The sequence below is a fragment of the Empedobacter sp. UBA5987 genome (assembly GCF_002429865.1).
GTDB classification, from domain to species: domain Bacteria; phylum Bacteroidota; class Bacteroidia; order Flavobacteriales; family Weeksellaceae; genus Empedobacter; species Empedobacter falsenii_B.
The window spans coordinates 1-26,785 of record NZ_DJBB01000075.1 but is presented as its reverse complement, the minus strand read 5'-3'; the positions used below and the strand labels follow the sequence as shown (position 1 = coordinate 26,785).

At 30.8% G+C, this 26,785-nt stretch carries 29 protein-coding genes; 19 read left to right on the top strand and 10 right to left on the bottom strand.

The window, feature by feature from the left end:
- The 3 genes from B3J26_RS13205 to B3J26_RS13195 all read left to right on the top strand — a co-directional run.
- Positions 1 to 312: hypothetical protein (locus B3J26_RS13205; RefSeq protein WP_291074790.1), on the top strand; the 312-nt coding region annotated here is incomplete at its 5' end.
- Positions 313 to 870: 558 nt separating this feature from the next.
- A complete protein-coding gene (locus B3J26_RS13200; protein WP_115001049.1) occupies positions 871 to 1,401 on the top strand; it encodes a YqiA/YcfP family alpha/beta fold hydrolase in 531 nt (176 codons plus the stop codon).
- Positions 1,402 to 1,468: 67 nt separating this feature from the next.
- Positions 1,469 to 2,704 (top strand): porin, encoded by a 1,236-nt coding sequence (locus B3J26_RS13195; RefSeq protein ID WP_291074789.1) that lies wholly within the window; start codon positions 1,469 to 1,471, stop codon positions 2,702 to 2,704.
- Positions 2,705 to 2,973: 269 nt separating this feature from the next.
- On the opposite strand, the gene B3J26_RS13190 is transcribed toward B3J26_RS13195, so the two are convergent.
- The 4 genes from B3J26_RS13190 to B3J26_RS13175 are packed head-to-tail and all read right to left on the bottom strand — an operon-like array spanning position 2,974 to position 6,521.
- Positions 2,974 to 3,333, bottom strand: coding sequence for a hypothetical protein (locus B3J26_RS13190; RefSeq protein ID WP_280049547.1), 360 nt, complete (start codon positions 3,331 to 3,333; stop codon positions 2,974 to 2,976).
- 17 nt (positions 3,334 to 3,350) lie between these two features.
- Positions 3,351 to 4,556 carry an alanine dehydrogenase gene (locus B3J26_RS13185; protein ID WP_291063269.1) on the bottom strand — a complete coding sequence of 402 codons (1,206 nt, stop codon included), beginning with the start codon at positions 4,554 to 4,556 and terminating at the stop codon, positions 3,351 to 3,353.
- Positions 4,557 to 4,562: 6 nt separating this feature from the next.
- The gene (gene tsaE / locus B3J26_RS13180) at positions 4,563 to 4,967 is read right to left on the bottom strand and encodes a tRNA (adenosine(37)-N6)-threonylcarbamoyltransferase complex ATPase subunit type 1 TsaE (protein ID WP_291063271.1); all 405 of its coding nucleotides are present in this window, start codon (positions 4,965 to 4,967) and stop codon (positions 4,563 to 4,565) included.
- The gene (locus tag B3J26_RS13175) at positions 4,968 to 6,521 is read right to left on the bottom strand and encodes a bifunctional response regulator/alkaline phosphatase family protein (RefSeq protein ID WP_291074788.1); all 1,554 of its coding nucleotides are present in this window, start codon (positions 6,519 to 6,521) and stop codon (positions 4,968 to 4,970) included. It lies immediately after the preceding gene.
- Between the two features lie 277 nt (positions 6,522 to 6,798).
- Between B3J26_RS13175 and B3J26_RS13170 the strand changes: the two genes are divergently transcribed.
- From B3J26_RS13170 to efp, 5 genes are all read left to right on the top strand, one after another.
- Positions 6,799 to 7,989 (top strand): HD domain-containing protein, encoded by a 1,191-nt coding sequence (locus B3J26_RS13170; RefSeq protein ID WP_244957948.1) that lies wholly within the window; start codon positions 6,799 to 6,801, stop codon positions 7,987 to 7,989.
- A gap of 87 nt (positions 7,990 to 8,076) precedes the next feature.
- Positions 8,077 to 9,102 carry a UDP-3-O-(3-hydroxymyristoyl)glucosamine N-acyltransferase gene (gene lpxD / locus B3J26_RS13165; RefSeq protein WP_286475254.1) on the top strand — a complete coding sequence of 342 codons (1,026 nt, stop codon included), beginning with the start codon at positions 8,077 to 8,079 and terminating at the stop codon, positions 9,100 to 9,102.
- 6 nt (positions 9,103 to 9,108) lie between these two features.
- Entirely contained in the window at positions 9,109 to 10,497 is a 1,389-nt protein-coding gene (locus B3J26_RS13160; RefSeq protein ID WP_135835139.1) for a bifunctional UDP-3-O-[3-hydroxymyristoyl] N-acetylglucosamine deacetylase/3-hydroxyacyl-ACP dehydratase, read from the top strand.
- A 17-nt stretch (positions 10,498 to 10,514) separates the two neighbouring features.
- Entirely contained in the window at positions 10,515 to 11,300 is a 786-nt protein-coding gene (gene lpxA / locus B3J26_RS13155) for an acyl-ACP--UDP-N-acetylglucosamine O-acyltransferase (RefSeq protein WP_115002092.1), read from the top strand.
- A gap of 19 nt (positions 11,301 to 11,319) precedes the next feature.
- Positions 11,320 to 11,886: an elongation factor P gene (gene efp / locus B3J26_RS13150; RefSeq protein ID WP_038336113.1), complete on the top strand. Its 567-nt coding sequence runs from the start codon at positions 11,320 to 11,322 to the stop codon at positions 11,884 to 11,886.
- Between the two features lie 50 nt (positions 11,887 to 11,936).
- Here efp and B3J26_RS13145 read toward each other — a convergent pair whose 3' ends face one another.
- Positions 11,937 to 13,643, bottom strand: a complete 1,707-nt coding sequence (locus B3J26_RS13145; RefSeq protein WP_291074787.1) for a M64 family metallopeptidase — start codon at positions 13,641 to 13,643, stop codon at positions 11,937 to 11,939.
- A gap of 157 nt (positions 13,644 to 13,800) precedes the next feature.
- Between B3J26_RS13145 and B3J26_RS13140 the strand changes: the two genes are divergently transcribed.
- The 5 genes from B3J26_RS13140 (at position 13,801) to B3J26_RS13120 (ending at position 15,893) form a co-directional block, all read left to right on the top strand.
- Complete coding sequence (locus tag B3J26_RS13140) at positions 13,801 to 14,457, top strand: SanA/YdcF family protein (protein ID WP_038336114.1); 657 nt, start codon at positions 13,801 to 13,803, stop codon at positions 14,455 to 14,457.
- The gene (locus B3J26_RS13135; RefSeq protein ID WP_291074786.1) at positions 14,454 to 14,942 is read left to right on the top strand and encodes a hypothetical protein; all 489 of its coding nucleotides are present in this window, start codon (positions 14,454 to 14,456) and stop codon (positions 14,940 to 14,942) included. Before B3J26_RS13140 ends, B3J26_RS13135 begins: the two co-directional genes overlap by 4 nt.
- A 13-nt stretch (positions 14,943 to 14,955) precedes the next feature.
- On the top strand, positions 14,956 to 15,438 hold the full coding sequence (locus B3J26_RS13130; RefSeq protein ID WP_291074785.1) for a hypothetical protein: 483 nt from the start codon (positions 14,956 to 14,958) through the stop codon (positions 15,436 to 15,438).
- 7 nt (positions 15,439 to 15,445) lie between these two features.
- On the top strand, positions 15,446 to 15,607 hold the full coding sequence (locus tag B3J26_RS13125; RefSeq protein WP_181816346.1) for a thrombospondin type 3 repeat-containing protein: 162 nt from the start codon (positions 15,446 to 15,448) through the stop codon (positions 15,605 to 15,607).
- A 61-nt stretch (positions 15,608 to 15,668) separates the two neighbouring features.
- Positions 15,669 to 15,893, top strand: coding sequence for a hypothetical protein (locus B3J26_RS13120; protein WP_181816314.1), 225 nt, complete (start codon positions 15,669 to 15,671; stop codon positions 15,891 to 15,893).
- A 20-nt stretch (positions 15,894 to 15,913) separates the two neighbouring features.
- Here the strand turns inward: B3J26_RS13120 and menD are convergent, their stop codons facing one another.
- Both menD and fabG read right to left on the bottom strand, forming a co-directional pair.
- Positions 15,914 to 17,584, bottom strand: coding sequence for a 2-succinyl-5-enolpyruvyl-6-hydroxy-3-cyclohexene-1-carboxylic-acid synthase (gene menD, locus B3J26_RS13115; RefSeq protein WP_291068002.1), 1,671 nt, complete (start codon positions 17,582 to 17,584; stop codon positions 15,914 to 15,916).
- Positions 17,585 to 17,666: 82 nt separating this feature from the next.
- Positions 17,667 to 18,410 carry a 3-oxoacyl-[acyl-carrier-protein] reductase gene (fabG, locus tag B3J26_RS13110; RefSeq protein WP_038336119.1) on the bottom strand — a complete coding sequence of 248 codons (744 nt, stop codon included), beginning with the start codon at positions 18,408 to 18,410 and terminating at the stop codon, positions 17,667 to 17,669.
- Positions 18,411 to 18,557: 147 nt separating this feature from the next.
- On the opposite strand from fabG, the gene B3J26_RS13105 reads away from it, so the two are divergent.
- A complete protein-coding gene (locus B3J26_RS13105; RefSeq protein ID WP_221856850.1) occupies positions 18,558 to 18,941 on the top strand; it encodes a hypothetical protein in 384 nt (127 codons plus the stop codon).
- Between the two features lie 94 nt (positions 18,942 to 19,035).
- Entirely contained in the window at positions 19,036 to 19,413 is a 378-nt protein-coding gene (locus B3J26_RS13100; RefSeq protein WP_038336122.1) for a hypothetical protein, read from the top strand.
- A 59-nt stretch (positions 19,414 to 19,472) separates the two neighbouring features.
- Here B3J26_RS13100 and metK read toward each other — a convergent pair whose 3' ends face one another.
- Positions 19,473 to 20,732 (bottom strand): methionine adenosyltransferase, encoded by a 1,260-nt coding sequence (gene metK / locus B3J26_RS13095; RefSeq protein WP_038336123.1) that lies wholly within the window; start codon positions 20,730 to 20,732, stop codon positions 19,473 to 19,475.
- Between the two features lie 327 nt (positions 20,733 to 21,059).
- On the opposite strand from metK, the gene B3J26_RS13090 reads away from it, so the two are divergent.
- Together B3J26_RS13090 and msrA are read left to right on the top strand one after the other, a co-directional pair.
- The gene (locus B3J26_RS13090) at positions 21,060 to 21,521 is read left to right on the top strand and encodes an Lrp/AsnC family transcriptional regulator (RefSeq protein WP_115001022.1); all 462 of its coding nucleotides are present in this window, start codon (positions 21,060 to 21,062) and stop codon (positions 21,519 to 21,521) included.
- A gap of 65 nt (positions 21,522 to 21,586) precedes the next feature.
- Positions 21,587 to 22,120, top strand: coding sequence for a peptide-methionine (S)-S-oxide reductase MsrA (msrA, locus tag B3J26_RS13085; protein ID WP_038336125.1), 534 nt, complete (start codon positions 21,587 to 21,589; stop codon positions 22,118 to 22,120).
- Positions 22,121 to 22,148: 28 nt separating this feature from the next.
- On the opposite strand, the gene B3J26_RS13080 is transcribed toward msrA, so the two are convergent.
- Positions 22,149 to 23,504 (bottom strand): DEAD/DEAH box helicase, encoded by a 1,356-nt coding sequence (locus B3J26_RS13080; protein ID WP_291074784.1) that lies wholly within the window; start codon positions 23,502 to 23,504, stop codon positions 22,149 to 22,151.
- Positions 23,505 to 23,614: 110 nt separating this feature from the next.
- On the opposite strand from B3J26_RS13080, the gene argS reads away from it, so the two are divergent.
- Together argS and B3J26_RS13070 are read left to right on the top strand one after the other, a co-directional pair.
- Positions 23,615 to 25,387 (top strand): arginine--tRNA ligase, encoded by a 1,773-nt coding sequence (argS, locus tag B3J26_RS13075; protein WP_286475224.1) that lies wholly within the window; start codon positions 23,615 to 23,617, stop codon positions 25,385 to 25,387.
- Between the two features lie 63 nt (positions 25,388 to 25,450).
- A complete protein-coding gene (locus B3J26_RS13070) occupies positions 25,451 to 25,921 on the top strand; it encodes a DUF1810 family protein (RefSeq protein ID WP_135835150.1) in 471 nt (156 codons plus the stop codon).
- A 38-nt stretch (positions 25,922 to 25,959) separates the two neighbouring features.
- On the opposite strand, the gene B3J26_RS14920 is transcribed toward B3J26_RS13070, so the two are convergent.
- Complete coding sequence (locus B3J26_RS14920; RefSeq protein ID WP_369012344.1) at positions 25,960 to 26,142, bottom strand: T9SS type A sorting domain-containing protein; 183 nt, start codon at positions 26,140 to 26,142, stop codon at positions 25,960 to 25,962.
- Positions 26,143 to 26,785 lie beyond the last annotated feature (643 nt).

Genomic DNA, 26,785 nt, shown 5'->3' with positions numbered 1-26,785 from the left:
CTTACTCTGGAACTTTCGTTAGTATATCCAAAGTTTAATAATTTTTTTTATAAAATAGAACTTGATGAGAGCTGTAATTATCATCTTCATATGGGTATTGAAGGAGAAATAAATATTGTGAAGAGTACTATATTTGAAACTGTATTTGATAATTTCGGTTTTTTTGATAATGAATCTAATCATTCCTTAGATGGTGAAAAACAATATGCAATTAAGATACAAGAAATGGTGGATCAAGATTTATATATTAATTATATTTCAAAAGGAAATGATGGACTAGGTGGTGATTTACCTATTTTTTTTACCCGCTAAAAAAATAGCTTGTTTAAGTGAATTTTAATATTTTTTATAAATAAAAATATTTATAGCGGTTATTTTAATGATATTGAGAGTTATATGTTTTTAAATATAAAATATTTTAGTATTTAAAAGGTTTTTATATCTTCAAGAATAGTGAAATATGGTTGAATTAAACAGTTAAATTGTAACATCATATTACGTAATGAAAAAAAATTAAGCTCTGGAGTTAATAAAATTTATATTTTGTAGTTGAAAATTATTCTTATCTTTATTGGAGGAAATAGAGGTTTTTAAATAACCAGTAAAAAACTCCAAAAATCCCCCTAAATCTCACCCTCGACAAAAACACATTTTTTAAATCATTTAATTTCAGCGGTTTAATTAGTTAAGAAAGGAATTGATTGGGGCTTTGATCTTGAGAAATAATTATAGTAAATATTTAAAAGCGACCAATCTGGTCGCTTTTTTTATGAAAAGAATTTCTTACAACACAATTATATTGTTAAATTTACAATTCATTTTGATTAACTTATTGAAAAAGTTTAATTTAAAGGTTTAATTGCACTGAATATGAATACAAATAATCGACAAATTGTTTATATCCATGGACTAAATAGTTCGGCAAATTCAACTAAATTCAAAATTATTCTAAAAAATTATCCTTCAGCTATTTGTATTGAATGGAAAACGGAGGAGAATATTGCAACTATTTTATTTGAAGCTTACGAACATTTAAAAGGTTTGGTAAATGATTTGACAATTATTGGAAGTTCTACTGGAGGAAATTTTGGTTGGCAATTGCAACAAAAATTAAAGGGAAATGGAAAATCGAGTGAATTAATTTTATTAAATCCTTTGGTTGATGTGTCGATGAAAGTCGAAAATAATTTTCCAGAAAATCTTTCGCAATATTTAGTCGATATGAATCGTTTCGAAAATACAACGGTTTTTCTTTCTGTACATGACGAAGTTTTGGATTTTGAAAAACTAAAAACTTTCTTTGAAATTCAACAAAATATCTTTCCACAACAAATCGAAATCATAGAAATTGATGACAATCATCGAATACGTAACTTCGAGTCATTGTTAACGTTAATTTAATTTACGCATTACAATTATTTAATTTTATTAACTGCATTTTTGCACACGAATCAAGAAATAAATAAACATGAGGCAATTTTTAATATTAATACTTATTGTATTTTCAATCAGTTCGTATGCGCAAGTAAAAGATTCTACAGAATCTAAAAAGAAAACTGTACAGGATTTTAAGAATATGATGTCGCCTTATTACAGCTATGGTAACGGATTGGGAATTACTTCTCCAGATAGTCTTTATCAGGTCAATATTAGATTTCGTATGCAAAATCGCATTAGTTATAATCATAATGATGGAGAAGAAGATAATATTGATGGACAAATTCGTCGTTTAAGATTGCGTTTTGATGGATATATCGGAGATCCAAAATTTGGTTATTCGATGCAATTATCTTTTGCAGCAGGTGATGTAGGAAAAGCAGAAGAGGGTAAGAATACAAATATTATTCGTGATGCGATGATTTTCTATTACCCAAATAAACATTGGAGTTTAGGATTTGGTCAAACAAAACTTCCAGGAAATAGACAACGTGTTAATTCTTCTGGAGCATTACAATTAACGGATCGATCTATCAATAATGCAGATTTTAATATCGATCGCGATTTTGGATTTCAAGTCTTATACAATAAAAGAAATCAAGAAAAATTCTCTTATATTTTGAGAGGAGCTATTTCTACTGGTGAAGGGCGAAATTGGACAAGTTTTAAGGATACTGGTTTAGCTTATACAGGAAAAGTTGAGTTGTTTCCACTTGGAGAATTTACAAAAGGTGGAAGTAATTATGAAGGTGATTTAGTTCACGAACAAACACCAAAATTGATGATTTCGGGAGCTTATAGTTACAATGATAGAGCACATAGAACAGCAGGAATGTTAGGAGATGATATTGTAGGTGGAGGAACAGCTAATATAAAATCATTGTTTTTGGATGCGATGTTAAAATATCGTGGATGGAATTTGATGTATTCTTATATGAATCGTAATTCTGATAATGTGTTATTTTATAACCCTACAGATATTTCTGATTTTAATTATATCTATAATGGAGAAGGAATGGATTTTCAAGGTTCATACACATTCCCGAAACACTGGGAGGTGATAGGACGTTATTCAACTCAAACAGTAGATAAAGATATTTTTGAGTTTACGCCAAATACAAACCAATTCACATTAGGTTTGACAAAATATATTTGGGAACATGCGTTCAAATTACAAGCAGAGTTCACGTACGAACAACAAAAATTCTATAATTTGGAAAAGAAAAACAACTGGTACGCGCGTTTTCAGATAGAAATTGGAATTTAAGATATCTTATTGTAAATTAAATATCTTAGAATAAAATAAAGGTTTGATATTTGATAATATTTTATAAATTTGCAGTACAAATATCAACCCATGCAATCCAATAAAAAAAGAAAAAGTTTAAACCGAAATGTAGAGTTCGGAACTAAAAAAGTACAGTTTAAAGATGTAATTATTGTCGCAATACTAATCTTTGTAATTGCCTTAACAATTTTGAAATTTATAAATTAATCATATAAAAAAACCACTTCAAACGAAGTGGTTTTTTTGTTTTATTTCTTTTTGATGGAAACTAATTTCGAATCTTCTTTGCAAATTTCTAATACAAAATCATAATCTTTCGTATTGTCTTTGCTTTTATAGTTTGCCAAATATTCTCTACAAGGAACTTGATCTTTTTTCGAGTGATCAAAATCAACTTTACTTCTTTTGAATAATTCTTTTTTCAAGAATGTAGAATCTAAATTTTCTGCTTTTAAAAATGCTTGAGCTTCTGGTGAAATAGCTAATCTTTTTGAAAAAGCTTCATCCAAAACTCTTGCATTTGGAAAGTAATTACATGAGAAAGCACGAGGTCCAAACGCCATAGCGATGAAAACTAACCCAATTCCAACTCCCATCAAATACTTCATAAATCTTTGCGTAAACGTCATATAATCAATAAATTAATGTCGTGAAATGGTAAATCAAACCAATCACATAAGTTCTTTTTTACAATTCTTCCTTTGTACAAATATACGCCATTTCTTATAGTTTTATCCGATTGTACCACATTCGCAAAACCAGATTCTTCTGAAATTTGGAATAAATACGACAAGAAATAATTGCTCAACGCTTTGGTAGAGGTGCGTGCGACGCGAGAAGTGATGTTAGAAACCGCATAATGAATTATATCATTCTTAATAATAATCGGATTGTCGTGGGTTGTTAATTCAGATGTTTCAAAGCATCCACCCTGATCAATACTTACATCAATAATCACAGCACCTGCTTTCATATTTTGCACCATCATCTCAGTTACAACGCAAGGTGTACGTGTTTCTCCACGTAGTGCCCCAATTGCTAAATCGCAACGTCGCAAAGCTTTTCCTAACTCTTTTGGATCTAATGTAGACGTAGAAACTCGTTGTCCGATATTTTGCTGTAATCGTCTTAATCTTGTTAATGAATTATCAAAAACACGAACCGAAGCACCTAAACCTAAAGCTGTTTTTGTCGCATTTTCTGCAACCGTTCCAGCTCCAAGAATCACAACTTCTGTTGGTCGAACGCCTGTTACACCGCCCATCAAAATTCCGTTTCCTCCGTTTGTAGAAGACATCAATTCGCTTGCGACCAAAATTGCCGTTGTTCCTGCAATTTCACTTAATAAACGAACGACTGGTAAATGATTTTGTTCATCACGAATAAATTCAAATCCAACTGCGTTTACACGTTTTGTAATTAATTTCTGAAAATATTCGCGTCTTAAGGTATTCGCCGGAACAGATGAAATAATCAACGCATTTGGTTTCACCCAATCAATTTCATCTAAAGTAAGTGGACCAACTTTTAGAATAATAGGTTTCTCGAAAACAGCTTGCGTATTGTAAGAAATTTGCGCACCAGCTTCCGAATATTCTTTATCCGAATAATTTGCACCTTCTCCTGCTCCAGTTTCTATCGTAACTTGATGTCCATTATTGATCAAAATTTCGACTGCATCAGGAGAAAGACAAATTCTTTTTTCTTGATTATTTGTTTCTTTTGGAATTCCAATATCAAAGCGTTCTTTCTTATGAGGAATCTCTAAACGCTCGGGTTGAGGAATAAGATCTTCCTGAGAAAAAGGCGTGAAAATATTTTTTCCGTCCATATAGTATTAGCTAAAATTTAAATGACGAACTCCATCTACATTTTCCAATGTAATTGTGTGGTGCTCATCTGGTATAAAGTTAGCAATTTTATTTGGCCATTCCATTAAACAGTATTGATTAGAATATAAATATTCTTCAATCCCAAAATCTAAGGCTTCATCTTCGTGATTTAGACGATAAAAATCGAAATGATAAACTTTTCCATTATCGGTGTCATATTCATTAACAATCGAAAAAGTTGGGCTCGAAACTTCATCATTTGTTCCCAAAGCTTTTACAAACTCTTTGATAAAAGTTGTTTTTCCAGCTCCCATTTCTCCTTCGAAAGTGATTAATTTATACTGAAGTTGATCGATTATTTTTTGAGCAACTTCTGGTAATTCGTCTAAATTATTGATGATAAATTCCATTTAATTTTTTGGTGTTAAAACAACCATTGGGATAATTATTTCCTCCAACGAAATTCCACCGTGTTGGTAAGTGTTTTTGTAATAATTAACGAAATGATTGTAATTTTTTGGATACGTTAAAAATAAATTTTCTTTTGCAAAGATATACTTTGACGTAACATTAACCTTAGGTAAAAGGAATTTTTCTGGTTGTTCAATAGCCAAAACATCTTTCGGATCGTATTGCAATTGTTTCCCCAATTTATAACGCAAATTTGTACTTGCTTCTTTGTCTCCAATCACTTTTGTAGGCTCTTTTACGTAAATTGTTCCGTGATCGGTTGTTACAATAATTTTCATTTTTTCTTGCGCTGCTTTTTTCACAATTTCCATTAAATATGAATTCTCAAACCAATGTTTTGTGATCGAACGATACGTTTTATCATCACGAATAATTTCACCAACAATTTTGTTGTCGGTTTTCGCATGCGAAAGAATATCGATAAAGTTGTAGACAATTACATTTAGATTATTCTTTTTGTAATTATTAAAATCATCTGCAATTTTTTTCTCGAAATCAGAATTTAAAATTTTGAAATAATTATACGATAAATCGCCCATTCCAAGACGTTTTAATTGTTCTCCTAACAATTCTTTTTCGTACATATTTTTATTTCCTTCGTCGGTATCATTCAACCAATATTCAGGATATTTTTTCTCAATTTCTAAAGGCATTAAACCCGAAAAGAAAGCATTTCTAGCATATTGAGTTGCCGAAGGTAAAATACTATAATATAAATTTTCGGCTTCCGAATTATAATAACGATTGAAAATTGGCTCAATAACTTTCCATTGATCGTAGCGTAAATTATCAACCATAATCAATAAAACATTTTGGTCTTTTCCAAGATGAGGTCGAACCAATTGATTGAAAATTGTGTGCGATAAAACGGGACGATCTTCGTCGTCATGCAACCAATCTTCATAATTACGTTCTATAAATTTGAAGAAAGCTGCATTCGCTTCACTTTTTTGATTTTCGATGATTTGAGAAAGTGCTGTATCTTCGATATTTTCAAGTTCAAGCTCCCAAAAAACTAATTTTTTATAAATCTCTTGCCAATCCTCATAATCGCGCGCATTCATCATATCCATTGTGATATTTCTGAATTCCTGTTGGTAATTGATAACCGTTTTTTCTGAGATAATTTTCGAAGAATCCAAAATCTTTTTCAAACTCAATAAAATTTGATTTGGATTAACTGGTTTAATCAAATAATCTGCTATATGCGAACCAATTGCATCTTCCATAATATGTTCTTCTTCACTTTTTGTGACCATAATAACAGGAAGGTTTGGACGCAATTCTTTAATCTTTGGTAAGGCTTCCAATCCACTCAAACCAGGCATATTTTCGTCGATTAAAACCGCTGCAAAGTTCTCTTTTTCTATTTCTTCTAATGCATCAGTCGCATTATTTATCATTGTTGTATCGTATCCTTTTTTCTCTAAAAAAAGTTGGTGTGGTTTCAATAAATCGATTTCATCATCAATCCATAAAATTTTTATAGCCATTTGTTATATTTTTATTTTTTATATTGATTTCTACATTTTAGAATTATTCCAAATATAGCGATAACGGAAATGTTAAAATCAAAATTGTATGTTAAACAAAATTGGAGTTTTCCCAAAATTTGCGATGATTATTTAGCATAAATAATTCCAAAAAGGATTTTTATCTAAAATATTTTATAAAAACCATTCTTAATCAAAAAAGTAACGTTCTGAATGAGTAAAAATTCTTATCTTTGCCGACAAAACAGTACGTTTGAATCCATTAAACAATAATAAGTTGAAGATAGTAAATGATCCAGTTCATGGATTTATTACAATTCCAAACGAGCTTATTTATCAGATTATTCAACATCCATATTTTCAACGACTTCGTAGGATTTCGCAAACGGGTTTAACAGAATTAGTTTATCCAGGAGCGAGACATTCTCGTTTTCATCACGCTTTAGGTTGTATGCATTTGATGCAAAAAGCCTTAAATATTCTCAAAAGAAAAAACGTCGACATTACTCCAGAAGAAGAAAATGGAGCTTTAATTGCAATTTTATTACACGATTTGGGACATGGTCCTTTTTCTCATTCTCTTGAACATTCTATAATTAATGGTTCGCATCACGAAGAAATTTCGCTTCGTTTGATGGAAGAATTGAATCAAATTTTTGATAATCGATTAGCTTTAGCGATTCAGATTTTTAAAGGAAATTATCCGAAAAAATTCTTGTCTCAATTGGTTTCTAGTCAGTTGGATTGCGATCGCATGGATTATTTGAAGCGCGATAGTTTTTATACAGGAGTGGTAGAAGGAAATATCAATCCAGAACGAATTATCTCGATGATGAATGTCTCGAATGATGAGTTGGTGATAGAAGCCAAGGGAATTTCGTCGGTCGAAAAATTTTTGATGGCGCGTATGTTTATGTACATGCAAGTGTATATGCACAAGAAATCGTTTACTGCAGAGAATTTTTTGATTAGCGTTTTGAGAAGAGCAAAAGAATTGACAAAAGCGGGAGAAAATCTTTTTGCTACGTTTGCTTTTAAATACTTTTTAGAAGAAAATGAAGTAGGAAGTTTATCGAAAGAAGGTTTAGAAATTTTTACGCGTTTAGACGATTCGGATGTTTTATCAGCGATAAAAGAATGGCAGTTTCATGATGATTTAATTTTGAGTAAATTATCCAAAAATATTATTCAGCGTACATTACCAAAATCATATTTGATGGATACAAAATTATCTGAAGAAGAAATTTTGGTTGAAAAAAATAGAGTAGAAAAAGCTTTAGGAATTGATGATGCAAGTTATTTTGTAGAGCAAACAACGATAAAAATTGTTCCGTACGAAAAATCAAAAAGTCCGATAAAGGTTTTATATAAAAATGGTGAGGTAAAAGAAATTTCGAGTTCAGAAAAAAGTTTGTTAACGCAATTTTTGCAACAAGAAATTACAAAATATCATTACCACAGCGTTTAAATAGTGATTTGAAGAATTTGACAAAAAAGTTAAATAACTTAAATAATCATTTTATAAATTTAAGAATAATTATTAGTTTTGCAGACTATGAAATTTAAAGCTGCAGAGATTGCGCAATTATTGCAAGGAACCGTAAAAGGTGATGCAAATGTAGAGGTTTCCACATTATCGAAGATAGAGGAAGGAAAAGAAGGTTCGATTTCGTTTTTGGCTAACCCGAAATACGAGCATTTTATCTATACAACAAACGCTTCTATTGTTATTGTGAGTAAAGATTTTGTGGCAACAGATTCTATTTCGTCTACATTGATTGTGGTTGAAGATGCTTATCAAGCCTTTACACAGCTGTTGCAGTATTACAATACGATAAAAAATAATAAAGTTGGAATAGAAGAATATACGAAAGTAAATTCTACTGCGCAACTAGGAGATAATGTATATATTGGAAGTTTTTCTTATATTGGAGCTAATGTTTCGATTGGGAATAATGTAAAAATATATCCAAATGTAACGATTGGCGATCATGCTAAGATTGGTGATAATACCGTTTTACATTCGGGCGTACAAGTGTATGAAGAGTGTGAAATTGGTCAAAATTGTATCATTCATTCTAATGTTGTGATTGGTGCTGATGGTTTCGGTTTTGCGCCAAATCCAGATGGTTCTTTCGAAAAAATTCCTCAAATAGGAAATGTTTTGATCGAAGATAATGTTGAAATTGGAGCAGGATCAACAATAGATAGAGCAACAATGGGATCTACAATTATCCGTAAAGGAGTAAAATTAGATAACCAAATTCAAATTGCTCACAACGTTCAAATTGGTGAGAATACTGTTATTGCTTCGCAAAGTGGAGTAGCAGGATCTACAAAAATTGGACGCAATTGTATGATTGGAGGTCAAGTTGGTATCGCAGGTCATTTGACAATCGGAGATTTTGTACAAGTACAAGCTCAGAGTGGTATTAATGGAGATGTAGAAAGCAAAACGCAATTGTATGGTTCGCCAGCGATGGAAGCGTCAAGCTTTAGAAAATCATATGTACATTTTAGAAAGTTTCCAGAAATTGTGAAACGAATCGATAAATTAGAAAAAGAGAACAAACAAAAGTAAAAGTTAATGTCTGATAAACAAAAAACTTTAGCGAATGAAGCCGTTCTAAAAGGTGTTGGCTTACATACAGGTAAATTTGTTACCTTAACATTTAAACCAGCCGAACCAGATACAGGATTTGTATTTGTTAGAACAGATTTAGAAGGTCAACCTCAAGTAGAAGCTGATGCACAATATGTTGTGAGCACAGCTCGAGGAACAACTTTAGAGAAGAAAGGAGTTAAAGTACATACAACAGAGCACGTTTTGGCGGCTTTGGTAGGTATGGATATTGATAATTGTTACATTGAAATTGACAATGCGGAACCACCAATTATGGACGGTTCTTCTCGTTTTTTCGTCGAAGCAATAGAATCTGCTGGAATTGTAGAGCAAGATAAAGACAGAGAATATTATAGAATTAAAGAAATTGTAACGTATGTAGATCCAGAAACAGGATCAGAAATCACAGCGATTCCTGCAGATGAATACCAAGTTACAGCAATGGTAGATTTCGGAACGAAAGTTTTGGGAACTCAGAATGCAACTTTAACATCTATCAAAAATTTCAAACAAGATATCTCTCAAGCAAGAACATTTTGTTTCCTACACGAGTTAGAGCAATTGTTGGAAGCTGGTTTAGTAAAAGGTGGAGATTTAGACAATGCAATTGTTTATGTTGACAAAGAAATTACGCCAGAAACAAAAGAAAAATTATGTAAAGCATTCAATAGAGATGATGTTTCTATTCGTCCGAATGGAATTTTAGATCACTTGACTTTACATTATCCTAACGAAGCTGCTCGTCACAAATTATTAGATGTTGTGGGAGATTTGGCTTTAGTAGGTAAAAAATTGAAGGCTAAAATTATTGCAACAAAGCCTGGACATCATACCAATACAAATTTTGCTAAGAAATTAAGCAAACAAATTAAATTAGCGCAACGTAACAAAGTGCCAGAATTTGATTTGACAGCAGAACCAGTTTATGATATTAATGATATCATGAAGTTATTACCACATCGTCCACCATTTTTATTGATTGACAAGGTAATTTCTAAAAGTGCGACAGGTTTAATCGGCGTGAAAAATGTAACGATGAACGAGCCTTTCTTTGTTGGACATTTTCCTAAAGAACCTGTTATGCCAGGTGTATTGCAAATCGAAGCAATGGCGCAATTAGGAGGTTTATTAATTTTAGGAGAATTAGAAAATCCTCAAGATTATTCAACTTATTTCATGAAAATTGAAAGTGCTAAATTTAAACGCAAAATTATTCCAGGTGATACATTGGTGTTTAAATTAGAGTTGGTTGAACCAATTAGAAGAGGAATTGTTCATATGCAAGGAATTGGATATGTGAACAATCAAATTGCTGTGGAAGCAGAAATGATGGCAGTTATTACAAAAGAATAATTAAAGAAATGGAAGTTATGAATCATCCGATGGCATATGTTCATCCAACTGCAATAATAGGTGAAAATGTTACAATCAGCCCTTTCTCTTCTGTTTACGAAGATGTAGAAATTGGTGATGGAACATGGATTGGTCCTAATGTAACAATTATGTCAGGAGCGCGTATTGGAAAAAATTGTAAAATTTATCCAGGTACAGTAATTTCTGGTGAGCCTCAAGATTTGAAGTACGAAGGTGAAAAAACTTTAACATATATTGGTGACAATACAACGATTCGTGAATGTGTTACTGTAAACAAAGGAACTAATGCATTAGGTTATACTAAGATTGGTGACAATTGTTTGATTATGGCAACTGCGCATATCGCGCACGATTGTGTTGTAGGAAATAATGTCGTAATCGTAAATGCGGTTGGTTTAGCAGGACATATAGAAGTTGGAGATTTCGCTTTTATTGGTGGTTATAGTGCGGTTCATCAATTTACAAAAATTGGAGAACATGCTTTTGTAGCTGGTGCGACACAAATTCGTAAAGATGTTCCTCCGTACGTTAAAGCAGCAAAAAATCCTGTTGCTTATGCGGGAGTTAATGCAATTGGATTGAGAAGAAAAGGTTTCACATCTGAAGAAATCTTCGAAATTCAAGGTATTTATAGAATCTTATATCAACAAAAAAATAACGTATCTCAGGCTGTAGAACAAATCTTAGAAAAATTCCCAGATTCACATTATCGTGAAGTAATCCTTGATTTTATCAATACAAGTGATCGTGGAATTATGAAAGGATATAGCTCGGGAGTTTAATAAAATAACAATAGAATAAATGGCAACAACTTCTGATATCAGAAAAGGTTTATGTATTATTTTTAATAATGATACGTATAAAATTATCGAATTTTTACACGTAAAACCAGGTAAAGGACCTGCTTTCGTTCGTACAAAATTAAAATCATTAACTAACGGAAAAGTATTAGACAATACATTCTCTGCTGGTCATAAAATTGAAGAAGTTCGTGTAGAAACACGTAACTACCAATATTTATATGAAGATGATAATGGTTTCCACTTCATGAATAATGATGATTTCTCTCAAGTTTATTTAAACAAAGATTTGATTGATAATTCACAATTTATGAAAGCTGGTGACGAAGTAAAAATCTTGTTCCGTGCTTCTGATGAAACAGCTTTAGCAGCTGAGTTACCAACTACAGTTGTAATGGAAATTACATACACAGAGCCAGGTCTTAAAGGTGACACAGCTACAAATGCTACAAAACCTGCAACGACAGAAACTGGTGCTGAAATTCGTGTTCCTTTATTCATCAACGAAGGTGATAAAGTAAAAATCAACACAGAAGATGGTTCTTACGTAGAAAGAATTAAAGAATAATTATTCTGAAATATAAATAAAGAAAGCGACCTTTTGGTCGCTTTTCTTATTTATAATTTTATTGTAACTTTTCCGCTAGAGCATGTCGTTTCTTTGTCTATTTTCTTGAGATAAATTGTAGAACCTAATGATTCATTTTTGATTGTGATGGTTGATGAATCACTACCTTTATAAATCGTTTTATTCTCTTTTGTATCAAAATTGTAGAGTCTATTTCTATTTTCATCCAACCATTCGAATTTATATTTTTTATCGTCAGTATTTTTTAAAGAAAGGATAATCGTTCCATCTTTTTTATTTTGTTTGATATTAACTTTCTCAGAAAGATTAATTTTTTCTAAAACAGTAATTTGAATCGCTTTTCGTTCAGATTTTTTGTTGTTCCAATTACTTTCAACATAATAAGCCTTATTCTCAGTAATAGTTGGACTAATAATATTACTTCCTTTTGCAAATGGTTGAGTAGAATTTAGATTATCATACCACAAATATTCAACTTCTGCTTCTGGATTTTTTACCGTTAAAGCCTGATGTCCATTGTAACAACTTTCTTGTTTTTCACCCCATGTCAAAATTGGTGGAGTTAAGCTTTCGTTATTAGGTTTTGTAATTTCCCATTGGGTTGTGTAGATATGATTTGCATGATTTTCTTTTCTCACCAATTGCGTTGTATCCGTCACTTCTGCTCTCAAAATATTTTTTTCTAAGTTGAATTGACCTCTATTTAGATGAATTGAATCCAAATTTTCTGCAATCAATTTATTATTTAAAATCCATTTTACTTTCAATGTATTTGGAATAGGTTTAACTAAATTAAGGGTAAAAGCATTCATATTTTCTGTGTTAACAAGAGTATCAATAGCGGGTTTTGTAGAAATAATTGGATTTGTTTTTTGATGAATTACTTCAATAAATTCTTCTTGACAAACATTACAAAAAGGCGCGATTAAATATTGCATTTTACAGAATTCGTGCGGACGAAACCATTGTGCTCTTGCATCTTTTTCGCCATATGCATAAATTCCAATTCCATTTGTCCCAATCCAATTTTTCCAAGGAACATCTTGTATATTCTGTGTTTTATTTGGACCAGGAACCGTATACAACGGACCAGACCAATATTCGTCTGATAATTTTGCAAACGAATGTCCAATTTCGTGAACAGCGATATCATTACTTTTAAAATTAACTGTTGTCGTCGCAAATTCTCCTCCAGAACCACCATAAAAAGGAGAATTAACAAGAATTACAACTTGACTATAATTGGGAATATTATCTTTCAGAACTTGTAATACCTTTTCATTTTTCGTTGGAACAACTAAACGATGAATTCCCGAAATATCAAAACTACTTCCGAAAATTGTATTTGGATTAGTTTTCGGAACTTCATATTTCTTTACAAATTTATTATAGCGTTCAGGTAATTGATCCCAATCCACTTTTTCTGTAGGACATTCTTTGGTAGAATACGGATGAATTGCACCAGATTCCTCAGAAATACTATTTACAACAAACACATTAAAGTAATTGGTATATTGACTTAATGGCTCCGTTTTGAAAAAATAATCTGTAAACCTTTTCGCATCTTCTTTGTAATATTTTAACTCATCTTTTGTATAACCATCAGCCAAAACAACAAGGTTGATAATGTTTTTATCACTTCCTTGATATTGCAAGGTGTCAATGTCAAATTTTTGTGCAGATAGAAATGAAGCTGTAAATAAAGTGGTGGCTAGAACGAATAATTTTACTCTCATAGTTGTGTTTTGAAAAAATAATACGCAATATAGTAAGATGGATTTTTTTAATGAAATTTTGCTTTTAAATATTTATTATAGGATCGAAGTTCTTAAATCATTATAAAACTGAAGAATATATTGTATTTTTAAGACAAGAAATAATCTTGAATCAACTATGAAAATCAAAACCAAAAAGTTTCTGAAAAAATCTTTTTATACTTTACTTATTTTAGGAGTTTTAAGTCTTTTGTTCACTGCTTTTGCGAATTATAAAATAGAAAATTCTACGGAAGAATTTGTCTCAGATAAATTAGAAATTTTACCTAAAACTAAAGTTGCGGTTGTATTGGGAACTGCGCCAAATTTGGTGAGTGGTTATCAAAATTATTATTTTACATATCGTATAGAAGCAGCGACAAAATTGTATCAATCAGGAAAAGTGACGCATTTTATTTTGAGTGGAGATCATGGTCGGAAAAATTACAATGAACCTGAAGCGATGAAACAAGCGTTGATAAAAAATGGAATTCCAGAAAATGTGATTTATTTGGATTATGCAGGTTTTAGAACTTTAGATTCGATGATACGTGCAAAAGAAATTTTTGGTCAGAAAGAATTTATTGTAGTTTCGCAAGAATTCCACAATCAACGAGCGGTTTACATTGCACGTCAAAACGGAATTAATGCATATGGTTACAATGCAAAAGATGTCAACAAACATGCTGGATTAAAAACAAATATTCGCGAATATTTTGCTCGAACGAAAGTTTTCATTGATAGCTTTTTTGGTATTCAACCAAAATTTTTAGGAGAGAAAATTGAGATAATATGAGAAAATTTCTAAAGAATTTTCCGATATTATTGTTTTTATTTACTTCATGTGGAGGAAATAAGAGAGGAATTGAATCTATTCATATAAATTTTATAGGAACAGATGATATATATATTAAATATCCCACATGTCAATATATTATTCATTTTTATGATAAAAAAGATGATACTATAAAATTTAATATATCTAAAAAAGAATTTGATACAATTCAAACTTTATATACTGAATATGTAAAATCTTATCCAACAGATACAGAAATTTATTTAAAAGATAAATCTTTAGTTCTTACTGGAGGAAGTATTAAAAAATATAATTTTTCTTTAAATGATAAGAATAATAAAATTATAACACTAATAGATACAGGTGGAGATAATGTTGATAAGGAATTTAAAAATTTTATGGTATTTGATGCTTATATAAAAAATCTTCTTGACTTTAAGAAAGAATTGAAAAATAAACCTGAGTCTAATATGCCTAGTTTTTAAATATTTCGTAGACATGAAAATATTAGCTTTGTTATTATCTATCTCTTTATTTATTGCGTGTAATATAAATAAAGAAACAGTAGAGTCTATTTATATAAAAAAATCTTTAAATAATGATATAATTCTTAAATACCCAAAATCTCAATATATCACTCACTTTTATGATAAAAAAGATGATACGATTATATTTAACTTGTCAAGACAACAATTTGATACAATTCAGATTTTATATACAAAATATGTAATTTCTTATCCAAATAACACAGAAATTTATTTGAAAAATAATTCTTTCGAAACTTTAGCATACGAAACAAAATACCATTTCAATTTAAAAAATAGAAATTCTAAGATCATAACACTTTTTGATGTTGGAGGAAACAATGTAGATAAGGAATATAAAAATTTCATGGAATTTGATACTTACATACAAAAACTTTTAAAATCAAAGAAGGAATTAAAAAATAAACCGAGGAAAAATAGTATACCATATATTTAAAAATCTTATGAGAAAATTTTTAATTTACCTATTTTTTAGTTCAAGTTTATTTGCTCAAGAGTTGATAGATACTGATGGAGATGGAATTCCTGATGTTGAAGATCATTGCCCAACTGTAAAAGGTCCAAAAGAAAATAATGGATGTCAGTGGCAAGAAATCATTTTTTAAATTTCCTTTATCATTAATCTTCAATTTTGAACAAATACATTTAGAAAGTCTTCATTTAAAGATGTTAGATGAAATAATAAAATTGAGTAAAACGAATAAAATTGATAAATTAGTTATTATTAGTACTCAAAGGAAAAATAGTAAAAAAGGTTTATCAGAAAATAGAGCTATTGAAGTCAAGAAATATTTAAAGGAAAATTATTTTAATACAAATAAGTATGAGATAGTTTTGAAAGAAGAAAATGAAGATAAAATATCTTTTAAAGTCGAAGAGAAACCAAACTAATGATTTCTCTTCTAATATTTTTATTTCAAACTACTAAAATATCCTCTTAAAATAGCATCGTTAGCTGAATTTCGTGTATCAATTTCCAAAATCTTCGGACGATCACTTTCTGCATAAAAATCGTTGAACGAATTTTCTAAATCAGTTAAATTCGAAACAACATTGTATTCAAAATCATACATTTTAGCCAAATGTTCGGCAGTGAAATGGTGTTTTGTTTCAAAATAATCTTCAACAACATCGGTTTCAGAAGGACCAGGAATAAATTTGAAAATATTTCCGCCTCCATTATTAATCAAAATAATTCTGAAATTATTTGGCATATTGACATTCCACAACGCATTCGAATCATAGAAAAATGAAATATCGCCCGTAATCATCACCGTATTTTGACCAGAAGCGATGCAAGCGCCAATTGCTGTCGACGTAGAACCATCAATTCCACTTGTTCCGCGATTACAGAAAACAGGATTCGAATTGTTATGATCGAACAATAATCCGTAACGAATAACTGTCGAATTTCCGTACTGAATTTGCCAATTTTTAGGATAGTTTCTGATAATAGAATCAAATGCTTTCAAATCACAAAACGGAATCATATTGATGTAATTTTTGTGTTTGATATTATTCGCTTCTCGTATCGAATTCCATGTAGTGTAATATTCAGATTCTTTTGGGTTGACAAACGGAACAAATTGCTCTAAAAACAATTCAGGTTTCGTCTCAATTTTATCTGTTAACGCTTGGAAAGTGTCTGGTTGCCAATATTCATCTAAATGCCAATGTTGTGTTGGTTTTTGATCACGTAAGAATTTTTTAATTTTTTTCGAAACGACATTTTGCCCAATTGTCAATAAAATATCAGGTTTCAACGCTTCTAATTCTTCTTCCGAATAAGGGAAAATAACTTGATCTATTTTATTGAAAAATCGTTCATCATGAATATTTGACGTAACTTCTGTCAAAACAACAACCGAATCATCTTGGGCTAATTGTTTTACAAAATGATCAAATTCGGCATTAGGATGATGTAATCCCACCAAAATCATTTTACGAGTCGAAGCATTCCAACGTTTCATCAAATCAATCACATCAATTTCTGGATAATCTTTTGCAGGAATTGTAATTGTATCAATTTCAATATCTGGCGTTGTTACAGATTCGTACAAAGGTTCAGAAAAAGGCATATTGATATGAATTGGCGCAGATTTATGCATACAATCAATCAATGCATATTTCGTCAACAACATATTTCGTGTTAAATCATCCGTTTCTTCACTTTCGGAAAGCTGAACATTATGAACAGAATGTTGCTCGAATAAATTATTTTGACGAATAGTTTGTCCATCAAAATTATCAACTAAATGTTCGGGACGATCGGCAGAAAGTACGATTACAGGAACATTTTGAAAAAAGGCTTCCGTAATTGCAGGGTAATAATTTGCCGTTGCCGAACCAGAAGTACAACAAACCACAACAGGTTTCTGAATTTGCTGAGCCATTCCCAAAGCGACAAATCCTGCCGAACGTTCGTCGATTACACTATAAGTTTTGAAACGTTTGTCATTCGCAAATTGCATTGTTAATGCTCCGTTTCGAGATCCTGGCGATAATACGATATGATCAATTCCGAAAGCCAAAAAAGTTTCAGCAATCAATTGAACATTTAATTTATTTGATATTTTTCTCAACGTAGTTGTCTTAAATTATAAAAGGTTTTGATTAGCAAATTTACTAAACAAAACCTTTCAAAAAGTATGATATTTTTAAGAATTAAGTATGTAAACCTCCGTCTACACTCAAAACTTGTCCTGTTACATAACTTGATAAATCTGACGCTAAGAATAAACATGCATTTGCAACGTCTTCTGGTTGTCCTCCACGTTTTAATGGAATTCCATTACGCCATTCTTCAACAACTTTTTGGTCTAAAACTTCTGTCATTTCAGTTTCGATGAAACCTGGTGCAATTGCATTACAACGAATATTACGAGAACCTAATTCTAATGCAACAGATTTAGAGAAACCAATTAAACCAGCTTTAGATGCTGCATAATTTGCTTGCCCAGCATTTCCTTTGATTCCAACAATAGAAGACATGTTCACGATAGATCCAGAACGTTGTTTCATCATTGGTTTGATCACTGCTTTTGTTAAGTTGAAAGCCGAATTTAAGTTTGTTTGAATTACTTTTTCGAAATCTTCTGCAGACATTCTCATCAACAAATTATCTTTTGTAATTCCAGCATTATTAATTACAATATCAACTTGACCAAACTCAGCAATTACATCTTCCACTAATTTTTGAGCAGCTTCGTAATCAGAAGCATCAGATTGATATCCTTTTACTTTACCGAATTGTCCCAATTCTTCTTCCAAAGCTTTTGCTTTTTCTACAGAAGAAGCATAAGTAAAGGCAACGTTAGCGCCATTTTTAACAAAAACTTCAGCAATACTTTTTCCAATACCGCGAGTTGCGCCTGTAACGATTGCTGTTTTACCTTGCAATAAATTCATGTTTATAGGTATTATATATTGCTTCAAAAATACGATTTTTTACGAGAGTTAAAAATGTTAAAATTTACTTTATCAATTTTCTTTAACATTTTATGGTATTATAATTGAAAATATTGATTGTTATAACCAAATTAAAAATATAAAAACATGAAGAATCTATTGAAATTTTTAGCGGTAACATTTTTTGCCTTATTTGTATTTACGGCTTGTAGCGATGATGATGATCCAGCAAACAATGATTTCTTTGCAGGAACTTATAAAGGAAAAATAAGTTATGTTGATGGAAATAATACTCTTTCTGCTGATAATGGAAGTGTATTTGTAACTAAAATTGCAAGTGGAACAAAGTATAATTTTGCTTTTTCTGATAAAATTCCAGATTTGAACGGAGTTGAGTTCGAGAAAAAAGGAGACAATACTTTAGTAAGTGTTGGGGCAACAGAATTATCTTACATTAGAATTGATAATTCAAAATTAACTATTCTTTATACAAAAGATGGTAAAACTTGGACTGCGAATGCAACAAGATAATTTTTAGGAATAATAATAAAAGACGTTCAGTTGTGAGCGTCTTTTTTAATACAATATTTTTCGCTGAAAATAGTTAAATATAAAATGATGTTTTATGAGAACGATTGTATGTTTTGCTTCTTTATTAATGCTGATATTTTCTTGTAATAATGAAGATGATGGTCTGAATACTATTTATAAAGAAAAATATGAAAGACGATTTATAATTTTTCAAGATTCTTTAGGAGGAATTGTTCAAGATAGTGGAGTAGTGCAAGTTTCTCAATCTAAGAATTTATATAAATTTGATTTTATCACAACTCAAAAAATTGATCCGATAGAAAATATTCAAATGGAAATGACAGGAAGCAATTCGTTAAGAAACGTGGGTTGGACACCAACAAAATTGATTGTACTTTCCAGAGATAGTATCAATATTTCTTACAAAGAAGGAAAACGATATTGGTTAGTCAATTCGATTAGTAAAAATTAAACATAAAAAAATCCACTCAATATTGAGTGGATTTTTTAGTATGATTTAAAATTTTCAGATTATAATCCGAAAGCTGTTTTAATTTGATCTACGAAGTCTAATTTTTCCCAAGTGAATAATTCAACTTCAACTTCAACAACATCTTGTCCATTAGCAGATTCAAAACGTTTTGAAACCGTTTTTGGTTCTCTACCTAAGTGTCCGTAAGATGCAGTTTCTTTGTAAATAGGATTTCTTAATTTTAATCTTTGTTCGATTGCGAAAGGCTTCATATCAAAGATTTCAGAAACTTTTGTAGAAATTTCTCCTTCAGTTAACTCAACTTTTTGAGTTCCGAATGTATTTACTAATAAAGAAACTGGAGCAGCAACACCAATTGCATAAGAAACTTGTACCAAAACTTCGTCTGCAACACCAGCTGCAACTAAGTTTTTAGCAATATGACGTGCAGCATAAGCAGCAGAACGGTCAACTTTTGATGGATCTTTTCCTGAGAACGCACCACCACCGTGAGCACCTTTACCACCGTAAGTATCTACAATAATTTTACGACCAGTTAAACCTGTATCTCCGTGAGGTCCTCCAATAACGAATTTTCCTGTAGGATTGATATGATAGGTAATACTATCTGTAAATAAATCGCGTAAATGAACAGGTAATTGCGCTTTTACACGTGGAATTAAAATACTTACTAAGTCATTTGTAATTTTATCTCTCATTGCTTCTTCGTTTGCGAAGTCATCATGTTGAGTAGAAATTACAATAGTATCGATACGAACAGGTTTGTTGTCATTATCATATTCAATTGTTACTTGAGATTTAGCATCAGGACGTAAATATGGCAATAAATCTTTCTCATATTTACGGATATGCGCTAATTCTTTCAATAATCTGTGAGATAAATCTAACGCCAAAGGCATATAGTTTTCAGTTTCGCTTGTAGCATAACCAAACATCATTCCTTGGTCACCAGCACCTTGTTCTTCGTCAGATTGTCTGTCTACACCTTGGTTAATATCTGGAGATTGCTCGTGAATTGCAGATAAAATTCCACAAGAATTTGCATCAAACATATATTCACTTTTCGTGTAACCAATTTCAGCAATTGTTTCTCTTGCTACACGTTGTAAATCAATGTAAGAATTAGATTTTACTTCACCTGCTAAAACAACTTGTCCAGTTGTTACTAAAGTTTCACAAGCTACTTTACTTTTTGCATCAAATGCTAAAAAGTGGTCAAGAATTGAATCAGAAATTTGATCGGCAATTTTATCAGGATGCCCCTCAGAAACTGATTCTGACGTAAATAAATATGACATTTCTATACTTTTTTTAAATGATAGAGGGAAGGAGAAAACTGAAGTCCTGTTTTAGCAATTGTTTTATGAGGTTGCAATCAGTCAAATCATTCCTCTCGATTTTTTTCGAGCTCAAATATACAATGAATAATATGAATAATGAAAGATATTTAACATTTATTAGTATATAAAAATTATAGAGTTTAACTTTTTATCTTTTTTAGAATAGAACAAAAACGGTGTGTTTTAATAAATTATAAATATATTTTCTGTAAACGTTTATTTTTTTTGCTCTATATAGATAATTATTCAAAATAATATTGTTACTTTAGAAAAAAATTAATTGAAATGAAATTTGACACTCTCGATCAACAACTGCTAATGTATCTACAAGAAAACAGTAAAATTACCTATAAAGAATTATCTGATAAGTTAAATTTATCGTCAACCGCAATTCATGAAAGAATCAAGAAATTAGAAAAGTCAGGAATTATTTCTAAATATGTTGCGCTTGTAAATAGAAGATTAATTAACAGAGAGCTTTTGGTATTTAGCCATATTAAGTTACAACAACATTCTGCTGATAACATCAAGATTTTCGAAAACGAAATTGTGAATTTAAAAGAAGTTCAGGCGAGTTATCATGTAAGTGGTGATTACGATTACATTATTAAAATGTCTTTCGAAAATATGGACGAATACAGAGATTTTATGGTAAATAAACTAACAACAATAAAGGTAATTGGTAGTACTCACAGTACTTTTGTGATTGGTGATGTAAAAGATGATACCGCTTTCCAATTGGTATAAAAATATAAGAATGGTTCTGATAAATTAGAATTTTTTTTGATTGAATAAGTAAAAATAGAGAAGACATGAGCAAGGAAATAGCAGTTTTAGGAGCTGGTTGTTTTTGGTGTGTGGAAGGAATTTTTAATTCGATAAATGGAGTAGAACAAGCTATCTCTGGATTTGCAGGAGGTAATGTAGAAAATCCTACTTATCGTCAGGTTTGTGATACAGATACAAATCATGCGGAAGTTGTTGAAATTACTTTTGACAATGAAGTGATTTCGTACAAAGAATTATTAGAAATTTTTTGGAATATTCATAATCCAACACAGTTAAATAGACAAGGAAACGATGTTGGTACACAATATCGTTCGAGTATTTTTTACACATCAGAAGAACAAAAAAAGCAAGCAGAAGAATCGTTAAAAGAGTTTGATAACGGAACTTTGTATGAAGATAAATTCGTTACAACAATAGAGCCTTTAGATAAATTTTGGCCAGCCGAAGATTATCATCAAGGTTATTACAATGAAAATCCGGATCAGCCATATTGTTCGGCAGTTGTTGGACCAAAAATTGCAAAATTTAAATCTAAATTCAAACAGATTTTAAAATAAGAAAAGCGACCAATTGGTCGCTTTCATTTTATTTTCCTTTTTTGCGTGCTTTCGCTTTTTGTTTTTGCTGACCACGGTTTTTAGGTTTAGATTTTGGTGGTTTACGTTTTGTAGGACCTCCCAAATTCACCTTTTTATTTTTATCTTTTTTCTCGTGAAATGCTGCACCGCGTTCTTCAATTTTTACAGTTGTAAGCTGTTTCATTTTTACAACATCTTTCTCGAACTCACGTTTTACAGGATTGATTTTTACTTCCTCTTCAGGGAAAGGAATCTCTTCAATCTCTTTATCCATCAAGGCTTCGATATCATCTAAACGCTCAATTTCCTTTTCAGAAAAATAAGAAATTGCTTCACCTTTTTTATCCGCACGTCCTGTACGTCCAATTCGGTGAATATATTGTTCTGGAACATCTGGAATCTCGAAATTGATTACATGTGTAACATCTGGAATATCCAGACCACGAGCCATAATATCTGTAGTAATAATTCCTCGGTATTCATCTCTGGTAAAGGCTTCCATTGTTCTCAAACGATAATTTTGAGATTTATTAGAATGAATTACACCAAATTCATCTGGATAAATTTCATCTAAATGATTGAAAATTAAATCAGCGTGTTTTTTATTGTTTGCGAAAATTAAAACTTTCTCAAATTTTGCTTTATCATCTAATTGATGAACAATTAAATTCAATTTTGTATTGAAATTCTCTACAGGAATAGCCGATTGAGAAATTTTTTCTAATGGAGTTCCCGAACGAGCCAACGAAATTTCAATAGGATTTTTGAAATATTCGTGCAACATATCATCAACCTGATCTGTCATCGTTGCAGAAAATAAAATGTTTTGACGTTTTTCGCTCATCATTGTAAATAAATGAATCAGTTGCGGACGAAAACCTAAACTCAACATTTCGTCAAATTCGTCAACCACTAATTTTTTCATTTCTTTGAATGATAAAACATTATCAATTGCCAAATCTAACACACGTCCTGGTGTTCCAACCAAAATATCAACGCCTTCATACACCAATAATTTTTGTGTATTGATGTTTACACCACCATAAATTCCTAAAACACGAACATTGATAAACTCTGTTAATTGCTCTAAAATATCGGTAACCTGAACAACTAATTCGCGTGTCGGAACCAAAATAACAATCTTTGGTTGATTCGTTTTAGAGTATTGATATGTATTCAATAAAGGTAATAAGTAAGCCAATGTTTTACCTGTACCTGTTTGGGCAATTCCCATTATATCTCGTCCAGAAAGAATCGGTTTGAATGATTTTTCTTGAATTGGAGTAGGGGTTGTGATATTCAACTTTTCTAAAGCCGAACTCAATTGTTTTGTTAATTCGAAATCCGCGAATGTAGCTTTCATTTTGCAAAGATAAGTTTTCTTGATGACTTCTTAAAAACTCAATGTGCAATCCGTTCAAATTCGTTGAAACTTCGTACTTTTGCATTTCGATTATGTAAAAAGGAATAAAAATGAGTTTAAAACAATACATCACGCAGAATGTTTTAGAAGCGATTCAAAACGTTTATCAAATTAACCCTGAATCTGTTGAAATTCAGTTTACAAGGAAAGAGTTTGAAGGTGATTATACATTGGTTGTTTTCCCATTAATCAGAACTTTGAAAGGTAAACCAGAAGAAATCGGTGCTAAAATCGGTGAAAATTTGGTTGAAAATAATAAAATTACAGCGTTTAATGTTGTAAAAGGTTTCTTGAATATGAGTTTAAGTTCAGTAGAATTTTTAGAAAATTTTACTCAAAATGCTCAAAATTCAACTTTTGGAATTACAAAAGTTGATGAAAATTCGAGAACGGTAATGGTAGAATATTCATCGCCAAATACAAACAAACCTTTGCATTTAGGACATGTCCGTAATAATTTGTTAGGATTTTCGGTTTCTCAAATCATTGAAGCAGCAGGAAATAATGTGATTAAAACACAAATTATTAATGATCGTGGGATTCACATTTGTAAATCTATGATTGCTTGGGAAAAATTTGGAAATGGTGAAACACCAGAATCTGCAAATATGAAAGGCGACCATTTGGTTGGAAAATATTATGTGGAATTTGACAAACATTATCGTCAAGAAATCAAAGAATTAGAAGCGCAAGGAAAAACGGAAGACGAAGCGAAAAAAGAAGCTCCAATTTTCTTAGAAGCACAAGAAATGCTGCGTCAATGGGAAGCACATGAACCAAAAGTTATTGAGCTTTGGCAAAAAATGAACGGTTGGGTGTATGATGGTTTCGCTAAAACGTACAAACGTCTTGGTGTTGCTTTTGACGAATATTTATACGAATCGAATACCTACATTTTAGGAAAAGATATTGTTGAAGATGGTTTAAACAAAGGTGTTTTCTACAAAAGAGAAGATGGTTCTGTTTGGATTGATTTGACTGCAGAAGGTTTGGATGAAAAATTAGTTTTACGTTCAGACGGAACTTCGGTTTATATCACACAAGATTTAGGAACTGCAGTAGAGCGTTTCAAAAATAATCCAACGTTAGAAGAATTAACGTATGTTGTAGGAAATGAGCAAGATTATCACTTCAAAGTTTTGTTCTTAATCTTGAAAAAATTAGGTTATTCTTGGGCTGATGCTTTACATCACTTGTCTTACGGAATGGTTGATTTACCAAACGGAAAAATGAAATCTCGTGAAGGAACAGTTGTAGATGCAGATGATTTGATGCAAGAAGTTTATAATACAGCAAAAGAGATTTCTGAAGAATTAGGGAAATTAGACGGAATGTCTGATGATGAAAAAGCTGAGTTGTACGAAACAATTGCGATGGGTGCTTTGAAATATTACATTTTGAAAGTAGATCCTAAGAAACGTATTTTATTCGATCCGAAAGAATCTGTTGATTTTAATGGAAATACAGGACCTTTTATTCAATATACTTTTGCGCGTATTCAGTCATTATTGAGAAAAGAATCCCCAAAAGAATTTGATGCAAATGCAATAGAATTGAATGATGCAGAAAAAGAAATTATTCGTGCATTATACGATTTCGAAGATACGATAGAAAAAGCAGCAACAGAAATGAGCCCTGCTTTGATTGCGAATTATGTGTATGAATTAGTTAAATTATTTAATTCATTCTACCAAAACAATCCAATCTTGAAAAATGAAGATGAAAACGTGAAAAATTTCCGTTTATATCTTTCTCAATGGGTTGCAAATACAATTCAGAATTCGTTACGTTTATTAGGAATTGGTGTTCCAGAAAGAATGTAATCGACTTATAAAATAAATAAAATGCCTCATCAATTTGGTGAGGTATTTTTTTAACTTTACAATATGAAAATAGGAGATTTACTGAAACAAAAAGATCCTCACGATAAATTTAATTTGAAACGATTTCACGATGCGCAAAGTTTTGTGTATGATGAAATCTTAATGGAAGTTCATGCAGGAAAAAAACAAACGAATTGGATTGTTTTTATGTTTCCTCAATTAGTTGGATTAGGTTCGAGTGATTCGTCATTAGAGTTTTCGATTTCTTCGAAAGAAGAGGCGAGAGCTTTTGTGAAAGATGAAGAACTTTGGGGAAATTATTTAGAAGTTTTATCTGTATTATTAATGCAACATAAAGGCGTAATTCCGCAATTAATTTTCGGAAAAAATGATGCAATGAAACTGAAATCAAGTTTGACTTTATTCAACTTTATAGTTCCGAAAGAAAAAATTATCAAAGATGTTTTGAAGTTTTTTTATGCAGATCAAGTCGATAAAAAAACATTAAGTATATTGAAACAAATGAATAAATAAAAAAATCTCGAGCATTTGCTCGAGATTTTTTTGTGAGATTATTTTTTTACAATAACTTTTGTTGAGGTAACTTCATCATCAGATTGAATATTAACTATATAATTTCCATTATTTAAATCAAAATTAATATCTTGAGAAGAGCTTAAAGATTTTACTAAACTTCCGGAGAAATTATAGACATTGATTTTAGTATTTGTGTTTTTTAAGTTTGAAATAAAAATCTTTCCATTAGAACTTATAACTTTTACAGAATTTTTTGTTGATAAGTTTTTTGTTGATAGAGTAGAGGTTGTTCCTAGCTTTCCGTCATAAACTTCTACTTTATATATATTTAAAGCTTGATCACCTCCTAAATAAATAGTTCCTGCACCTCCCTTATATTCAATGTAATCGGTTGGAATATTGTCATTACCATTTACATCAACTTTACTAATAACTTCTTTTCCATCTGTTATATATAATGTTCTCGTTCCAGAAGAGCTTCCTGATTTAAACCAAACTTTTATTTTAACTGGTTCTGTGACAGAAAAGAATAAATATCTTTTTGGATATCCAATGCAAACTCCTAATGAATAATATATCTGCTGTAATTATCTAAAATTTGCTTAAATAATATCATAACCATCCAATAATCTTTAAATAAATATAATCAGTCTCCCACATTTGATGAACGAAATTGTTTTTATCTTTAAATTCATTTGCGGCTGAAACCAAAATATGATTGGGAGCTGAAATTAAATCTCGTTTCCTCAATATCCGATTAATACTCGATTCTGAAATATAAATTCCTAGTTTATCGGTCATTTTATAAGCTAATTCTCTCTGTAATCTTCCCTAAAAATCGGAACGTTTAAAAATATAGTT

What these genes read in the sequence shown, in the direction of transcription:
- B3J26_RS13200 (WP_115001049.1), top strand. Translation starts at nt 871, where the DNA reads ATGAATACAAATAATCGACAAATTGTTTATATCCATGGACTAAATAGT.
- B3J26_RS13195 (WP_291074789.1), top strand. Translation starts at nt 1,469, where the DNA reads ATGAGGCAATTTTTAATATTAATACTTATTGTATTTTCAATCAGTTCG.
- B3J26_RS13190 (WP_280049547.1), bottom strand. Translation starts at nt 3,333, where the DNA reads ATGAAGTATTTGATGGGAGTTGGAATTGGGTTAGTTTTCATCGCTATG.
- B3J26_RS13185 (WP_291063269.1), bottom strand. Translation starts at nt 4,556, where the DNA reads ATGGACGGAAAAAATATTTTCACGCCTTTTTCTCAGGAAGATCTTATT.
- tsaE (WP_291063271.1), bottom strand. Translation starts at nt 4,967, where the DNA reads ATGGAATTTATCATCAATAATTTAGACGAATTACCAGAAGTTGCTCAA.
- B3J26_RS13175 (WP_291074788.1), bottom strand. Translation starts at nt 6,521, where the DNA reads ATGGCTATAAAAATTTTATGGATTGATGATGAAATCGATTTATTGAAA.
- lpxD (WP_286475254.1), top strand. Translation starts at nt 8,077, where the DNA reads ATGAAATTTAAAGCTGCAGAGATTGCGCAATTATTGCAAGGAACCGTA.
- B3J26_RS13160 (WP_135835139.1), top strand. Translation starts at nt 9,109, where the DNA reads ATGTCTGATAAACAAAAAACTTTAGCGAATGAAGCCGTTCTAAAAGGT.
- lpxA (WP_115002092.1), top strand. Translation starts at nt 10,515, where the DNA reads ATGAATCATCCGATGGCATATGTTCATCCAACTGCAATAATAGGTGAA.
- efp (WP_038336113.1), top strand. Translation starts at nt 11,320, where the DNA reads ATGGCAACAACTTCTGATATCAGAAAAGGTTTATGTATTATTTTTAAT.
- B3J26_RS13145 (WP_291074787.1), bottom strand. Translation starts at nt 13,643, where the DNA reads ATGAGAGTAAAATTATTCGTTCTAGCCACCACTTTATTTACAGCTTCA.
- B3J26_RS13140 (WP_038336114.1), top strand. Translation starts at nt 13,801, where the DNA reads ATGAAAATCAAAACCAAAAAGTTTCTGAAAAAATCTTTTTATACTTTA.
- B3J26_RS13135 (WP_291074786.1), top strand. Translation starts at nt 14,454, where the DNA reads ATGAGAAAATTTCTAAAGAATTTTCCGATATTATTGTTTTTATTTACT.
- B3J26_RS13130 (WP_291074785.1), top strand. Translation starts at nt 14,956, where the DNA reads ATGAAAATATTAGCTTTGTTATTATCTATCTCTTTATTTATTGCGTGT.
- B3J26_RS13125 (WP_181816346.1), top strand. Translation starts at nt 15,446, where the DNA reads ATGAGAAAATTTTTAATTTACCTATTTTTTAGTTCAAGTTTATTTGCT.
- B3J26_RS13120 (WP_181816314.1), top strand. Translation starts at nt 15,669, where the DNA reads ATGTTAGATGAAATAATAAAATTGAGTAAAACGAATAAAATTGATAAA.
- fabG (WP_038336119.1), bottom strand. Translation starts at nt 18,410, where the DNA reads ATGAATTTATTGCAAGGTAAAACAGCAATCGTTACAGGCGCAACTCGC.
- B3J26_RS13105 (WP_221856850.1), top strand. Translation starts at nt 18,558, where the DNA reads ATGAAGAATCTATTGAAATTTTTAGCGGTAACATTTTTTGCCTTATTT.
- B3J26_RS13100 (WP_038336122.1), top strand. Translation starts at nt 19,036, where the DNA reads ATGAGAACGATTGTATGTTTTGCTTCTTTATTAATGCTGATATTTTCT.
- metK (WP_038336123.1), bottom strand. Translation starts at nt 20,732, where the DNA reads ATGTCATATTTATTTACGTCAGAATCAGTTTCTGAGGGGCATCCTGAT.
- B3J26_RS13090 (WP_115001022.1), top strand. Translation starts at nt 21,060, where the DNA reads ATGAAATTTGACACTCTCGATCAACAACTGCTAATGTATCTACAAGAA.
- msrA (WP_038336125.1), top strand. Translation starts at nt 21,587, where the DNA reads ATGAGCAAGGAAATAGCAGTTTTAGGAGCTGGTTGTTTTTGGTGTGTG.
- B3J26_RS13080 (WP_291074784.1), bottom strand. Translation starts at nt 23,504, where the DNA reads ATGAAAGCTACATTCGCGGATTTCGAATTAACAAAACAATTGAGTTCG.
- argS (WP_286475224.1), top strand. Translation starts at nt 23,615, where the DNA reads ATGAGTTTAAAACAATACATCACGCAGAATGTTTTAGAAGCGATTCAA.
- B3J26_RS13070 (WP_135835150.1), top strand. Translation starts at nt 25,451, where the DNA reads ATGAAAATAGGAGATTTACTGAAACAAAAAGATCCTCACGATAAATTT.